Genomic DNA, 14843 nt, shown 5'->3' on the forward strand with positions numbered 1-14843 from the left:
GATGCCGAGCTTCTTCATCGACCGGCCGATCTTCGCCTGGGTCGTCGCGATCTTCATCATGCTCGGCGGGATCATCACGATCCCGATGCTGCCGATCGCGCAATACCCGAACGTCGCGCCGCCGCAGATCACGATCAGCACCAACTACCCCGGCGCCTCGCCGGAGGACATCTACCAGAGCGTCACGCGCCCGGTGGAAGAGGAGCTGAACGGCGTTCCCGGCCTGCTCTATTTCGAGTCCACCTCGGAGGCGAACGGCCGCATCAACCTGACCGTCACCTTCGCGCCCGGCACCAAGATCGGCGAGGCGCAGGTCGAGGTGCAGAACCGGATCAGCCGCGTCGAGCCGCGCCTGCCGCGCTCGGTCGTGCAGCAGGGCCTGCGCGTCGAGCAGGCGGGCACCAGCTTCCTGCTGCTGGTCACGCTGACGTCGGAAGATGGCCGTCTCGATGCCGTCGGGCTCGGCGATTATCTCAGCCGCAACGTGCTCGGCGAGATCCGGCGCGTCTCCGGCGTCGGCAGCGCGACGCTCTTCGCGACGCAGCGCTCGATGCGCATCTGGATGGATGCCGAGAAACTGCTCGGGCTCAAGCTGACCGCGAGCGACGTCATCGCCGCCGTGCAGGCGCAGAATGCGCAGGTCGCGGCCGGCCGCGTCGGAGCCCAGCCCAATCCGATCGGCACGCAGCTTTCCGCCACGGTTCTGGTCAGGGGCCAACTCACCACGCCGGAGGAGTTCGGCGCAATCGTGCTGCGCGCCAATACGGACGGTTCTTCAGTGCGGCTGCGCGACGTCGCGCGCGTCGAGGTCGGTGGCGAATCCTACAACTTCTCGACCCGTCTCAACGGCCAGCCGAGCGCGGCCATCGGCGTCCAGCTTTCGCCGACCGGCAATGCGCTGGCGACGGCGACGGCGGTGCGCGCCAAGATGGACGAACTCGCCCGCTTCTTCCCCGCCGGGCTGAAGCAGGAGATTCCCTACGACACCTCGCCCTTCGTGCGGGTCTCGATCGAGAAGGTGATGCACACGCTGCTCGAAGCGATGGTGCTCGTCTTCGTGGTGATGTTCCTGTTCCTGCAGAACTTCCGCTACACCGTGATCCCGACGCTGGTCGTGCCGGTCGCGCTGCTCGGCACCTGCGCGGTGATGTTCGCCGCCGGCTTCTCGATCAACGTGCTGACCATGTTCGCGATGGTGCTGGCGATCGGCATCCTCGTCGACGACGCCATCGTCGTCGTCGAGAACGTCGAGCGCATCATGGCCGAGGAAGGGCTGCCGCCGAAGGAGGCTACCCGCAAGGCGATGGGCCAGATCAGCGGCGCGATCATCGGCATCACGCTGGTGCTGACGGCTGTGTTCGTGCCGATGGCCTTCTTCCCCGGCGCGGTCGGCATCATCTACCAGCAATTCAGCCTGACCATGGTGGTCTCGATCCTGTTCTCGGGCTTCCTGGCTCTGACGCTGACGCCGGCGCTCTGCGCCACCTTCCTGAAGCCGATCGCCAAGGGCGGCCATCACGAGAAGAAGGGCTTCTTCGGCTGGTTCAACCGCGGCTTCGACCGCGCGACGAACCGCTACGCCGGCGCCGTCGGCGCGATCACGCGCAAGCCCGGCCGCTACATGGTGATCTATCTCGCGCTGCTCGCCGGTCTCGGCTGGGGCTTCCTGCGCCTGCCCTCGGCCTTCCTGCCGAACGAGGACCAGGGCTATCTTCTCGTCGACATCCAGGCGCCGCCGGAAGCCAGCGCCAACCGCACGCTCGAAGTCCTCCAGCAGGTCGAGAAGATCGTGCTGGCCGAGCCTGCGGTCTCCCGCATGGTCGGCATCTCCGGCTACAGCTTCGCCGGCGCCGGCGAGAATGCGGCGCTTGCCTTCATCACCCTGAAGGACTGGAGCGAGCGCGGCCCGAACGATTCCGCCGCGGCGATCGCGCAGCGGATCAACGGCAAGATGTTCCAGATCAAGGACGCGCAGACCTTCGCGCTCTCGCCGCCACCGATCTCCGGCCTGGGCAACTCGACCGGTTTCAGCTTCCGCCTGCAGGATCGCGGCGGCCTCGGCCAGGAGGCACTGTCGGCGGCGCGCACGCAGCTGCTCAATGCCGCCACGCAGAGCCCGGTGCTCGCGGGGGTGCGCGTCGAGGGACTGGCCGACGCCGCCCAGGTCAACCTGATCATCGACCGCGAGAAGGCGAATACCTTCGGCGTCGCCTTCGCCGACATCAACGCGACGATCTCGGCCAATCTCGGCTCCTCCTATGTCAACGACTTCCCGAACGCCGGCCGCATGCAGCGCGTGACCGTGCAGGCCGATGCGAGCCAGCGCATGCAGGCGGCCGATCTGCTGCGCCTCAACGTCCGCAACGTGCATGGCGGCATGGTGCCCTTCTCCGCCTTCGCTACGGTCGAATGGCAGAAGGGGCCGACGCAGGTCGTCGGCTACAACGGCTATCCGGCCGTGCGCATCGCCGGGCAGGCCGCGCCGGGCTATTCGTCGGGCGCGGCGATCGCGGAGATGCAGCGGCTGGCGCGCGACCTGCCGCAAGGCTTCGGATACGAATGGACCGGCCAGTCCCTGCAGGAGATCCAGTCGGGATCGCAGGCGCCCTTCCTGATCGGGCTCAGCATCCTGTTCGTCTTCCTGCTGCTCGCGGCGCTCTATGAGAGCTGGTCGATCCCCATTGCGGTGATGATGGTGGTGCCGCTCGGCGTCATCGGCTCGGTCGCGGCGGTGACGCTCAGGGCGATGCCCAACGACGTCTACTTCATGGTCGGCCTGATCGCGATCATCGGCCTCTCGGCCAAGAATGCGATCCTGATCATCGAGTTCGCCAAGGACCTCCATGCCGAAGGCAAGCCGCTGCTGGAGGCGACGGCCGAGGCCGCGCGGCTGCGCTTCCGCCCGATCCTGATGACCTCGCTCGCCTTCACGCTCGGCGTCGTGCCGCTGGCAATCGCGTCCGGCGCCAGCGCGGCGAGCCAGAACGCGATCGGCACCGGCGTGCTCGGCGGGATGATCTCGGCGACGGTCCTCGCGGTCTTCCTCGTCCCGGCGTTCTTCGTCTTCGTGATGAATCTGTTCCGCCGGGAAGAAAACGCCAAGCAGGCGCAGCTGGAGATCGTGGAGCAGAAATAAGGGCTGGGGGCGGCGTTTCAGCCGCCCTTTTGCCTGTCGAAGCGCAGCCAGCGGTGCTCCGCCGAAGAGGCGACCGCGCATTCGATGAAGCGGACGCCGCGGGCGCCGTCGACCACGGTGGGGTAATCGGCATCCAGAGGATCGGCCACGCGCCCCGCCTGACGGGCGCGGATGTCTGCGAATACGCCGCGATAGATGTTGGCGAACGCCTCGATGAAGCCTTCCGGGTGACCGGGAGGGATCCGCCCTGCCCGGCGTGCCGATGCACACAGCCAGGGCGACGCGCGCGTCAGGACCTGCATCGGGCCGTCATTGCGGTGATGGACGAGCCGGTTCGGCTCCTCCTGCCGCCATTCCAGCGTTCCGAGTTCGCCCGAGATGCGCAGCCGGAGGTCGTTCTCCAATCCGGCATTGATCTGCGAGGCGACGAGCACGCCCCGCGCCCCGCCGGCAAGGCGCAGCAGGATGCTCGCGTCGTCATCCAGCGCCCGGCCGGGCACGAGCGCACCGAGATCGGCGACGAGTTCCTCGATCGCGAGCCCCGTCACGGCCGAGACGAGGTTTTCGGCATGCGAGCCGATATCGCCCAGCGCTCCGGCGATGCCGCTGCGGGCTGGATCGGTGCGCCACCCGGCCTGCTTGTTGCCAGTCTTCTCCAAAGCGGTGGCAAGCCAGCCCTGATTATACTCGACCACGACCTTGCGGATGGCGCCGAGCGCGCCGGAGCGCACCATCTCGCGCGCCTGCCTGATCATCGGATAGCCGGTGTAGTTATAGGTCACGCCGAAGACCGTTCCGCCTGCCGTCACCGTTTCGACCAGCGTATCGGCCTGGGCGCTCGTATGGACCAACGGCTTGTCGCAGACGACGTTGAAGCCCGCTTCGGCGAAGGCCTGCGCGATCGGGAAATGGCTATCGGTCGGCGTGACGATGACGACGGCATCGACACGGGCCTCCGGCGGGCGCTCCAGTTCCGCTTCGAGCAACGCCTGCCAGTTTGCATGGTTGTTCATATCGCTGAGGCCGAGAGCGCGCCCGGAGGCCAAGGCCTTCTCCGGCGTCGAGGACAGCGCGCCGGCCGTCAGCTCCGCCTGCCCGTCGAGGGCGATGGCATGGCGGTGCACGGCGCCGATGAAGGCGCCGTGACCGCCGCCGACCATGGCATAGCGCAGCCGGGTGGGAAGTGCGTCGGTCATCGGCCTGTCCATGCGTGAACTGGTGGCCGCCCCGGAAACGGAGCGGCCGGGAAGAGATCCGAAACGCCTTCAGAACGGCGAGTCGGGGAAGTAGAAGTCCTTGGCGTTGCTCTTGTCGATCAGCACCGAGGGGATAATCGTGGTCGCCGGCAGCTTCTCGCCCTTCAGCCGCGCCTCAGCCGTCAGCTTGATCGCGTCGTAGATGAACTTCGGCGAATAGCTGACATTGGCCTGGATGCGCGGGTCCTTATTGTCGAGGATGACCTTGACCATGTCCTTGGCGCCGGCCCCGCCGAAGATGATCTTGATATCCTTGCGGTTGGCCTGGTCGATGGCGCGGATCGCGCCGAAGGCCATGTCGTCATCCGCGGCCCAGAAGGCGTCGATGTCCTTGAAGCGCGTCAGGAAGTCCTGCGTGACCTTGTAGGCGTCGTCGCGGTTCCAGTTGGCGAACTTGGCGTCGAGCAGCTTGATGTCGGGATGGCCCTTCAATACGCCGTTGAAGGCGTCCATGCGCTCGGTGTCGAGCGTGGTCGGAATGCCGCGCAACGCGACGACCGTGCCTTTCCCGTTCAGCGTCTTGGCGATGTACTCGGCCGGGATCTTGCCGAAGGCGGTGTTGTCACCCGCGACATAGGCGTCCTGGGCGGAGGTATCGGTGAGGCCACGGTCGACGACCGTCACATAGGCGCCCTTCGCCTTCACATTGGCGACCGGCCGGGTCAGCGCCGCCGACTCGAAGGGGAAGACGACGAGCGCATTGATCTTGTTGACCGTGCTCAGGTCCTGAAGCTGGTTCGCCTGCTCGGTCGCGTTGGCCGCCGTGCGGATCGTGATCTTGAGGTCCTTGTGCTTGGCCTCGAGATCCTTCTTCGCCTGGTTCGCCCAGTAGTTGACGCCGCCCATGAAGCTGTGGGTCGCGGCGGGGATCGAGACACCGAGATTGACAGGCTCGGCGGCGGCACCGCTCGCCGCGAAAGCGAGGCCCGCTGCCGTGGCGGCGAGCAAGAGGCTGCGTCTGGTCTGCGTGGACATCGCTTCTCTCCCTATCCGGCTCGCCTTCAGCGGCGGCCTTTCTGCAAAAACGCGACGGTGATGATGACGAAGCCCTGTACGGCGGCATTGAGATAGACGCTGATCAGGCTCGTCAGGTTGAGGATGTTGCTGATCACAGAGAGCAGGATCGCGCCGATGACCGTGCCGGTGATGCTGCCCTGCCCGCCCTTGAGCGCGGCGCCGCCGACGATGACCGAGGCGATGGCCTCCAGCTCCCAGAGCAGGCCGGTGGTCGGCGATGCCGAGCCGAGACGCGGCACATAGAGCAGCGTGGCGATGCCGACGCAGATGCCGAGCAGCATGTAGGTGAGGATCTTCACCCGCTCGACATCGACAGCCGCATAGCGCGCGACCATCTCGTTGGAGCCGATGGCCTGGACGTGGCGGCCAAAGGGCGTCTTGTTCAGGATCAGCGCGCCGATGACGGCGACCAGCAGGAAGACGATGACGGGTACGGGCACGCCGGCGAGGCTGCCGTAATAGACCGGTGCGTAGATGTCTGCGAGGCTGTTCTCCAGCGTCAGCGCGCCGCCATCGGCGAAATAGGTCAGGTAAGCGCGGAAGATGCCGAGCGTGCCCAGCGTGACGATGAACGGCTCGATGCGCCCCTTGGCGATCAGCACGCCATGGATCAGGCCGAAGGCCGCGCCGAGCAGCACGGCGAGCCCTGCGCCGCAGAAGACCGCGAGCAGAGGCGAGCCCAGTGCGCCTGCCGCCCAGTTGATGAACATGATGACGCAGCCGGCGATCAGTGCCGCCATGGAACCGACTGAAAGATCGATGCCGCCGAGGATGATGACGAAGCACATCCCCACCGCGATGATGCCGATGAAGGCGGTGCGGGTCAGCACGTTGAGGCCGTTGTCCAGCGTGGCGAAGTCGCCGTTGAGCAGCGCGCCCAGGCCGCAGAGCAGGATAAGGCCGACGATAGGGCCGATGCTGGCGATGCGCTCGGCCAGCGGCGTTCCCGCCTCGCGACGCGCTGCTGCGGGTCCGGCCTGCAAGGTCTCAGGCTGCGACATGGCGCGCTCCCGTTGCGTAGGCGATCATCGTCTCTTCCGTCATCTCGTCGCCGGTCACGGTCGTCACCAACCGTCCCTCGCGCATGATCGCGACGCGATGGGCTAGCCCGATCAGCTCGATCAGCTCCGAGGAGATGACGACGACAGCGAGCCCCTGTGCCGCCAACTTCTGGATCAGGAAGTAGATTTCACGCTTGGCGCCGACATCGACACCGCGCGTCGGCTCGTCGAGCACCAGCACTTTCGGCTGCGGGTGGAGCACCTTGGCGAGCGCCAGCTTCTGCTGATTGCCGCCCGAAAGGGAGCCCGCGCGCGCCTCCAGCGACCCGGTACGGATGCCGAACTCGGCGACGGCTCCCTTCAGCGCCTCGCGCTCGGCGCCCTGGTCGAGCCAAGGTTTGGCGTAACGCTCCAATGCCATCAGGGTCAGGTTCGGACGCAGCGGAAAGGCGACGTGCAATCCCTTTCCCTTGCGATCCTCGCTCAGATAGGTGAGCCCGTTGCGGGCAGCGTCGCGCGGCGAGCGCAGCGTGATCGCCTTGCCGCCAAGCCGGATCGCGCCGCGGCCGGCCCTCAGCCCCATGATGCCCTCGAACAGCTCGGTGCGGCCAGCCCCGACCAGCCCCGCAAAGCCGAGGATTTCGCCCGGCCGTACCGCAAAGGAAATATCCTGCGCCCAGCCGGGTACGGTGAAGGCATCGACCTGCAGTGCCGGCGCGGCCGAGGCGTCCGGTTCGATCTTGTCGGGAAAGAGATCGGAGATCGCGCGGCCCACCATCATCGTCGCCATGTCGTGGCGGGTCAGGGAGGCGGTGGGCGCGCGGCCGACCAGCCTGCCGTCACGCATCACCACCACCTCGTCGGTGATGCGCTCGACCTCGTCGAGCTTGTGCGAGATGTAGACGATGGTGACGCCTTGCGCCTTCATCCTCTCGATCAGCCCGAAAAGGCGCGCGACCTCCGATGGCGTCAGCGTCGCGGTCGGCTCGTCCATGATGAGGAGGCGTGCCTTGCGCGAGAGCGCCTTGGCGATCTCGACCAGTTGCTTCTCGGCGACGATCAGGCGGCGCACCGGTTCGTCCGGGTCGCGGGCAAGACCGACCTCCGCGAGCGCGGCTTCAGCTTCGCGGCGCATGATGCGCTCGTCGAGAAACCAGCCCTTGCGGCGCTCATGGCCAAGGAAGATGTTGCCGGCGATCGTCAGATCCTCGGCCAGGTTGAATTCCTGGTGGATCAGCACGATGCCGCGCGCCTCGGCGTCGCGGGAGCCGGAGAAGGAAACGGGTTCTCCGTCGACCAGCACCCGGCCTTCGCTCGGCTGCTCATAGCCGGCGAGTATCTTCATCAGCGTCGACTTGCCGGCGCCGTTCTCGCCGAGCAATCCGTAGACACGGCCGGGCTCGAGCGCGAAGGAGACGCCGTGCAGGACCTGGACCGGGCCAAAGCGCTTGACGATGCCGTCGAAGGCGACCGAGAGCCCCGCCCGCTTCTGCCGCGTTCCGCTCATGCCGGGCTCCCGCTGCGCAGGGCCTCGCGCATGGCGAGCACGCCGGCTCCGATCAATCCCGTCTCAGAGCCGAGCGGGGCGGCAGTGATTTCGAGATGGCGTGTCGAGAGGGCGAGCGAACGCTGGTTCACGCTCTGGCGGATGGCGGCAAGAAACATCGGGCCGATCGCTGCGACGCCGCCGCCGATGAAGATGTGGGACGGGTTGTAGAAATTGACGAGCGCCGCCAGCACCTGGCCGATCAGCCGGCCGGAGCGCCGCACGATCGCATCGGCCTCCGCATCACCGGCACGGCAGGCCGCGCCGACATCGATCGCTTCCACCCTGCCCTTGCCGGCGAGCTTCGCGGCAAGCGCCGGGCTGCGTCCGCTCCGTGCAGCCTCCGTGCCCATCGCCACGATCGCGGGCGCCGCAGCCATGGCTTCGACACAGCCACGATTGCCGCAGCGGCAGAACGGCCCCTCAGGATCGGCGCAGATATGCCCGATATCGCCGGCTGAACCGGTCGAGCCGCGATAGAGTTCACCATGGCAGACGATGCCGCAGCCGATGCCGGTGCCGACCTTGATGACGAGGAAATTGTCTATCTGCTTGCGCTGCCGCCAGAGCACGCCGAGCGCCATCAGATTCACGTCGTTATCGACGAAGACCGGGGCATCGGTGATCTCGCCGAGATCGTCGCGGATCGCGTAGCTGTCCCAGCCCGGCATCAGCGGCGGATTGACGAGCTGGCCAATGGCGAAGTTGACCGGGCCGGGCACGCCGATGCCGATGGCGAGAACACGGTCCGGCTCGATGCCGTTCTGCGCGAGCATCGCGGGCAGCAGGCTGCGCAGCCGGGCCATGATCGGGCCTGGCCCGGCTCCGACATCGGCCTCCTGCGAATGGCGCGCGATGATCGAAAGGTCCGGCTGGAGCAGAGCCACGTCGAGGCTGGTCGCGCCGATGTCGACGCCGACGAGGATGCCGATCCGGCCATTGACCCGCAGTGTCTCGGGGCGGCGCCCGCCGGTCGAATGCTGGACCCCGGCCTCGTCGAGCAGGCCCTGATCAAGGAGTCCAGCTGCGAGCGCATTGGTCTTGCTGCGCGAGAACTGCAGCGTGTCGGCCAACGCATAGCGCGCAACGCCCCCGGACCAGAAGGTCGCTTCGAGCAGCGCGAGCTCATCCGGGCTCAACCTGTGCCAGGGCAAGGCTATGGCCGTCCTCCCCATCCATTCGATCTTGTCGCGACCGATTGCCGAACAGGCTAGGAAAGCTGCCGCGGATGCTCAAGACCGAACTTCGGCCAGATTACGGCAAAAGAGAAACGGAAGGCATCGCCCGGGCTTGCGGGGCCCGGGGACGACTTTGCCGGGCTGCTCGTGCTGGCGCAGCCGAAATGCATCGACGAGCCCCGCAACGGGGCGGAAGAACCGAGCCGTCTCAGCATCGAGATCGCGAAGCGGACATGATCGCCGGACCGGCCCGATCGAAGACGGAAGCCTTCACCACGCCTGAGGGAGGAGGCGGCGACCTGATGAACTCATCAGACTTGATAGACGCTGACGGCGGACTTCAAGAGCGTTTTGTCCGCATCTGCGGAGGAGAACTGGGAATTGTTGTTCGCCGGCTGCAGCTGCAATGCGTTATTCATTCCCCAGATCGCAGCCTGCGTTCGGTTCTGAACCCGGATCTTGCGCAGGATGGCTTTGACGTGGACCTTTACGGTCGCCTCGGCGATATCGATCTTTCGCGCGATCGACTTGTTGGCGTCCCCTTCGATCAGACAACGCAAGATCGCCATTTCCCGCGGAGAAAGCAGCGGTGCGCCCGCGCTCTCCGGTGGAGAGCATGGCAAAACCGGCTCGTCGTCGACGGGAACGGGGACGGCTTTAGGGCGGCGATTTTTTTTGACGGAGGACGTCGATGACGGGAACGTCGGGGGGAACACCGTCTCACCCAGCATCACCAGTTCAATCGACTTGACGAAGGAGTCGCAGGAAATGACCTTGGCGAGGTAGCCGCTGGCCCCGGCCTTGAATGCCAAAGCTGGCTCGTTCGGCTCGTAGTGATCCGTGACAACAGCGATCGGCACGTCCGGATGCTGGTCCTTTACAAGCTCGATTTCCGCTACCGCGAGGTCGAAGTCATCGCTGGTGTGAGCGATGAGAAACATGAGCCTCTGGGCACGAATCTTGCTCGCCAATTGCTCTTCATAGGACGCCGAGGAAAGGATGCGAAAATTCTTCTCCAGTAAAACCCGGGCAATGCCCTCTTTCATCAGGGAGTATTTTCCGATGAGGACGATACCATACGCTTTACTCTCCCTCATTCGTCCCTCCTGAACCATCAGGAAAACTCATATCCCCTCTAGGTAGGCCAGGCATCGGCTTTAGTCGTCAGCGGAAAACTTTATATATCGAAATTGCAAGATTATATTCTAACGAAATCCATCTTGCTAATATTCGACGAATAAATACTCATCGACGCAAACTTTCGACGGTCGATATTCGATCGGCCTTTTAATCGCCTCAGATCGTTAGGGAAACTTTCAGCCAGTGAAATGCCCGTAACGAGTCAGTCATCAGCTCGACGTGGAGTCGAACGGTCGGCATCGGCAGAACTTATTATTAGCTAAAATTCGCACGGCCGGCAAGCCAATTAGCAAATCATTAACTCTCGCACCAAGGCTTCGCACTGACGATGCCCTTGCGTCATGCCGCATCGAATGTCGAATAGCGAATTGTTTTTTATCGATTAAATTCTGAAGAGCGGCGGATTAACCTAAAATATGAATGACAGACCGTCCCCCGCGTTAGAGTCCTGCCTCTGAGCCGATAGCTCAGTGTCGCCGCGACATAGACAGCTACAAGCTCATCCGGCCCCGGGCGTAAGAAAAATGCCGCTCCGCGCGATCGAGATCGGCTCTTCAATCTGCGACATGGCCGCCGGCCGAACATGCCGACCACCAAGAATCTCGTAAATTGCCCAGCGTGGTTTCCCAACACACCGCCCGCCCGAGATTCCATGAAGCAGCGCCGGGCGTGCTTCACACTCAACTTTCTCGGCCGGAGCGAGCTCCGGGCCAGATTGAGCCCACCCTCAAGGTTGAGTGTCATCCCCCTTTCGATGTCGCGCGCGCACCTCTCAGCATATAATGCAGACGAATTCGTCCACTTAGCATCCGGAATGTTTCCTTCGGATTCAGGATCAAATCGAACGCCTTTGCGGCGATACCCACGGACAGCTTGCGCCCATCGAACTGATATCCAAGCTCTCTCAGGCGATCCGCGTGATAATCCCAGAATTTCTTGTCTTTGAACTTGAATGCACTGGCAGAAAGATAAGAATAGTACTGATCCAACAGCTCTCCGACGCGCTCTTCACGCTCACGCTTGGTCAGGTACCAGTCGCCATACTCCTGGCAGTCGCTGATTTCTGCCGAGACATAGGCATTGAATTCGAGAGAGGAGGTCGTCGCCCTCTGGTAGTGAATTCGCTCGTGCGCGAGAACCTGATGCACAAAGCCGAAATCCGCGTATCGCAGATGTTTCAAACAGGCGCTGATATCCGCTTCCTGGGTCGGATTTGGAAAGAACTCGTCAGTATTCCGCATCAGATCTGACCGATACAGAACCGAGGTCGGGTTTCCCAGCACTCTCTGCGCCCCGAGCAGGTGAGCGCGACAGATATCTCGACCCGAAACCACGGTTTGCGAATACGGCAACCCAACGTTCCGAACGTACCAGATGTCTTTGGCACCGCTCAGTTGATAGGCGCCGACGATCCCTACCGACGGATTCTCCTCGGCGACACCGACCATCTTTTCAAGGCACTCCGGGTAGATCCAGTCGTCACCCGAGACCACTTTGCAATACTTGCTGTCTGCGGAAATCAGGCCAAACGCCTTGTTATGGTTGGCTATAATCGGCAACAGAGTTTCATTGCTGACAACACGAATGCGGCTGTCCCGCCGACGATACTCCTCAGCAATGTCGAGCGTCCCATCGGTGCTGGCATTGTTGAGAATGATGTATTCGAAGTTCTCGTAGGTCTGAGACAAGACGCTTTCGATACACTCCCGAAAAAACTCTCCGCCATTGTATACAGGCGTCACAACGCTAACCAGCGGACCAGCTTTCGTGTTCATATTAGGCCCCCTCTTGAGAATAAGTCGTTCCCTCGGCGTAGTTTTCTTTGATTTCCAGGAGCAAATTATCGAACTGCAGATTTAACTGCGATCGAAATTGCTCAGCGCGACTGCCGATACGAGCCTTGACCTCGTCCATATTGGCTATCAGGCGATCGGCCATAGCCATCAGCCCTTCCGCATCGGATCGGGAAATTTCGACGCAGTACTCTGCCAAGCCCAGGCTTTCCATCAAAGTGGTAACCTTGGGATGCGGCGCCAAAGCGATAGGCGGCACGTTCGACAACGACGCAAATATCACGCCGTGAAAGCGGCATGTCACGTAAAAATCCACATGCGAGAGCGCCGCAAACATGTCGTTGATGTTTTCGACAGGTTCTCGCGTAACACGATCCGACGCCAAGGTCGGGCAATTCTTGCGGATCGCCGCATCAAGATCTGCAATCGCCTGGGAATCGAACCAGATGTCGCTGCTGAAGAGCTTGATCCGATAGCCTCGCGCCAGCATTCGGCCGCAAAATTCGACCAGGTTATCGATCAGGTGCCGATAGCCTTGATTGTCGTTGACCCAATGCCGGGACGAGTCGCCGTAGGCCATCGGCCCAATGCCGATCACGCGCTCTTCTCCCAACTCGATCGGTTTCGTCGCCGGCGGGTCAGGCAGCCGAAGCCCCCATACCGCGTCCGCGACAACCTTCATCTTGCCCCGGAAGCCGATCTTGCGGAGCAGCTTGCCCGATGCCTGATCTCGCAGAGACACATAATCGGCCATGTCGAGCGTGCGCCTGACGAACCAACGGCTAAGCGAGGAATCCAGCGGACCTGCACCGCTATTCAGGAAAACGCATTTGACGTTCAAGCACTTGGCGAGAAGTATCCATTTGAACAGCGTATAGGGAAACGCCCAGGGGCCGCCCCAATCGAGGAGCTGCCCTCCTCCGCAGATGATGATCATATCGAGTTCGCTGACAAAAAGAAGCGAACGCCCTAGAAACAGGATCTCGCGAATGAATTGAGCGGGTCGTGTGATCAGCACGTCCTTCAATGTCTTGGCCACGAGAAACAGGGGCCCGGCCTTCTTGGCAGCGGCCTTCAGCCTGCTCGCAAACCTGCCGGGATCAGCAGGAGGCAACGCCGATGACCATTCCTGCTGGAACGGGAAAACGCTTTGGCGCATCGCGACACAGGGGATTCCGTGCCGGCGCGTGGTGTCTGCCGGATCCATCGAGAGGCCGACGACGGAGACCTCGGGGGACCTGCGCGTGATGTTATCGAGCACCGCGGCTATGGAAGCCTCATCGCCCAGATTGCCCGTGCCGCAATGCGCCAAAAGCCCGATCCGGTTGGGCTTCTGGATCGCTGCATCCGCGGATTTGGCGCAGCTCTCCTGCTGCCCGGACCAGGGTCGATCGACGGCCTCGGCGGCGCGAACATAGATGTCGATCTTGTCGCTCATGCAGAACGCACTCGCTGCTGAACACGAAACGCCGCAAATCTCGATAGCGCCGCCGCTGCCGCGGCCTCCCCGCTTTTGAAGCTTTCGTCGGTCCACATGTAGCCCCAGTCGCCATAGCGACCGCAGTATGAGATCCCGATATCATCGAGATAACCGTGGACCGTCTTGAGGGCTGCGGCGCGATCGAGGTCGAATATTATGTTGGCATAAGGCAGATACATCGCCGTGCTGAACACGACCTGGTCGCTGTCGCGCAGCAGACCGCATCGGCGGAGATCGTCGATGACCGGCTGCACCCAGTCGTCAGGCTTCCCAGTGAATGGCTTGTATTTGTCAGAGAAATAGATCTCCGCCTGAATGCTCCCCATACCCTTCGGGGCATTGTTCTCGGAAAGCATGTGAGGGAAGCCGAGCCGCGTGAAGCAAATGTCTTCGTCGTAGAAATACGACATATGCGCGCTGGAGATGTCCTCACGATCCACGCCGATATTGACCAGAACGCATGACGAGCAGGCAAGCTTGCGCGATGCTTCCAGGACGTCGCTCGGCGCCCCCTGGATCATGCGAATGAGGTCGGGAAGCGGTACGGACGAAATCAGGGCGTCGTATTCCGTCCGCACGCCGTTCGAGAATTCGAGCACGCGCGCCTGCGGATTGACGGACACCAGCTCGTGATTCAGCTGGATACTTCCGAACGGCACGAACTTCTGCAGATAGGATACGAATCCGCCCTGCTTCGGATAGCGGAAATGCGTGATGTAATGAATATTCGGCGACGACGCCGAAATCGCGCCGCGCAGCACTTCTTCCAGCGTCGGCCGGTAGATACGCGGTCCCAGCCAGTCGGTGCTCATGTTCTCGGCCGTGGTGAGATGATACTTGCGCGTATACTGTTTCGGGAAGAGCTCGGCGAAAGTCGATCCGAAGCTGGCCACCAGCCAGTCGTTATAGTTGTTGATCGCCCCGTCAGACTTTTGCCGTTCCTCCACGAAGTCCGCGATCACCTTCACGATCACATCTTCCGGAAGGCCATGCAGGTGGAGCTGGACAGGATGTTGCGGCCAGTAGCCCCGCCAATAGTTGTTCAGATTGATCTGGATGGTTTCATAGAGCTGGTCGACACTGTCGGCGAACAGCTCCTGAATGCGTTCGTCCTTCGTGAATGAAATATGCGGTCCGATATCGAAGACGAAACCGGGCTCGTGACGAAACGACATCGTATGGCCGCCATAGTACGAATTCTTGTCGTACATGATCGGCGTGATGCCTTCTTCCCGGAGTCGGTGTGCTGCACCGAAGCCGGCCATTCCAGTTCCAAGCACGACGACGTTTGGCATT

At 62.8% G+C, this 14843-nt stretch carries 10 protein-coding genes; 1 reads left to right on the forward strand and 9 read right to left on the reverse strand.

All coding sequences use genetic code 11. The features are described 5' to 3' along the window. Position 1: 1 nt before the first annotated feature. Complete coding sequence (locus AC1DIN_RS20975; protein ID WP_476811168.1) at positions 2-3136, forward strand: multidrug efflux RND transporter permease subunit; 3135 nt, start codon at positions 2-4, stop codon at positions 3134-3136. A 17-nt stretch (positions 3137-3153) separates the two neighbouring features. Here the strand turns inward: AC1DIN_RS20975 and AC1DIN_RS20980 are convergent, their stop codons facing one another. The 9 genes from AC1DIN_RS20980 to AC1DIN_RS21020 all read right to left on the reverse strand — a co-directional run bounded on the left by AC1DIN_RS20980 (position 3154) and on the right by AC1DIN_RS21020 (position 14842). After that, positions 3154-4332 (reverse strand): Gfo/Idh/MocA family protein, encoded by a 1179-nt coding sequence (locus tag AC1DIN_RS20980; RefSeq protein WP_476811169.1) that lies wholly within the window; start codon positions 4330-4332, stop codon positions 3154-3156. A 69-nt stretch (positions 4333-4401) separates the two neighbouring features. Then, positions 4402-5367, reverse strand: a complete 966-nt coding sequence (locus AC1DIN_RS20985) for a substrate-binding domain-containing protein (RefSeq protein WP_476811170.1) — start codon at positions 5365-5367, stop codon at positions 4402-4404. 26 nt (positions 5368-5393) lie between these two features. Beyond that, positions 5394-6410: an ABC transporter permease gene (locus tag AC1DIN_RS20990; RefSeq protein WP_476766475.1), complete on the reverse strand. Its 1017-nt coding sequence runs from the start codon at positions 6408-6410 to the stop codon at positions 5394-5396. Further along, positions 6397-7917 carry a sugar ABC transporter ATP-binding protein gene (locus AC1DIN_RS20995; RefSeq protein WP_476811171.1) on the reverse strand — a complete coding sequence of 507 codons (1521 nt, stop codon included), beginning with the start codon at positions 7915-7917 and terminating at the stop codon, positions 6397-6399. The genes AC1DIN_RS20990 and AC1DIN_RS20995 overlap by 14 nt, the downstream gene beginning before the upstream one ends. Then, positions 7914-9131, reverse strand: coding sequence for an ROK family protein (locus AC1DIN_RS21000; RefSeq protein WP_476811172.1), 1218 nt, complete (start codon positions 9129-9131; stop codon positions 7914-7916). Before AC1DIN_RS21000 ends, AC1DIN_RS20995 begins: the two co-directional genes overlap by 4 nt. Positions 9132-9445: 314 nt before the next feature. Then, positions 9446-10231, reverse strand: a complete 786-nt coding sequence (locus tag AC1DIN_RS21005) for a LuxR C-terminal-related transcriptional regulator (RefSeq protein WP_476811173.1) — start codon at positions 10229-10231, stop codon at positions 9446-9448. Between the two features lie 783 nt (positions 10232-11014). After that, a complete protein-coding gene (locus tag AC1DIN_RS21010; protein ID WP_476811174.1) occupies positions 11015-12049 on the reverse strand; it encodes a glycosyltransferase family 2 protein in 1035 nt (344 codons plus the stop codon). A gap of 1 nt (position 12050) precedes the next feature. Continuing rightward, on the reverse strand, positions 12051-13505 hold the full coding sequence (locus AC1DIN_RS21015; protein WP_476811175.1) for a polysaccharide pyruvyl transferase family protein: 1455 nt from the start codon (positions 13503-13505) through the stop codon (positions 12051-12053). Beyond that, positions 13502-14842: a protoporphyrinogen/coproporphyrinogen oxidase gene (locus AC1DIN_RS21020; RefSeq protein WP_476811176.1), complete on the reverse strand. Its 1341-nt coding sequence runs from the start codon at positions 14840-14842 to the stop codon at positions 13502-13504. The genes AC1DIN_RS21015 and AC1DIN_RS21020 overlap by 4 nt, the downstream gene beginning before the upstream one ends. Position 14843 lies beyond the last annotated feature (1 nt).

Source organism: Allobosea sp. 05T438, assembly GCF_056396025.1.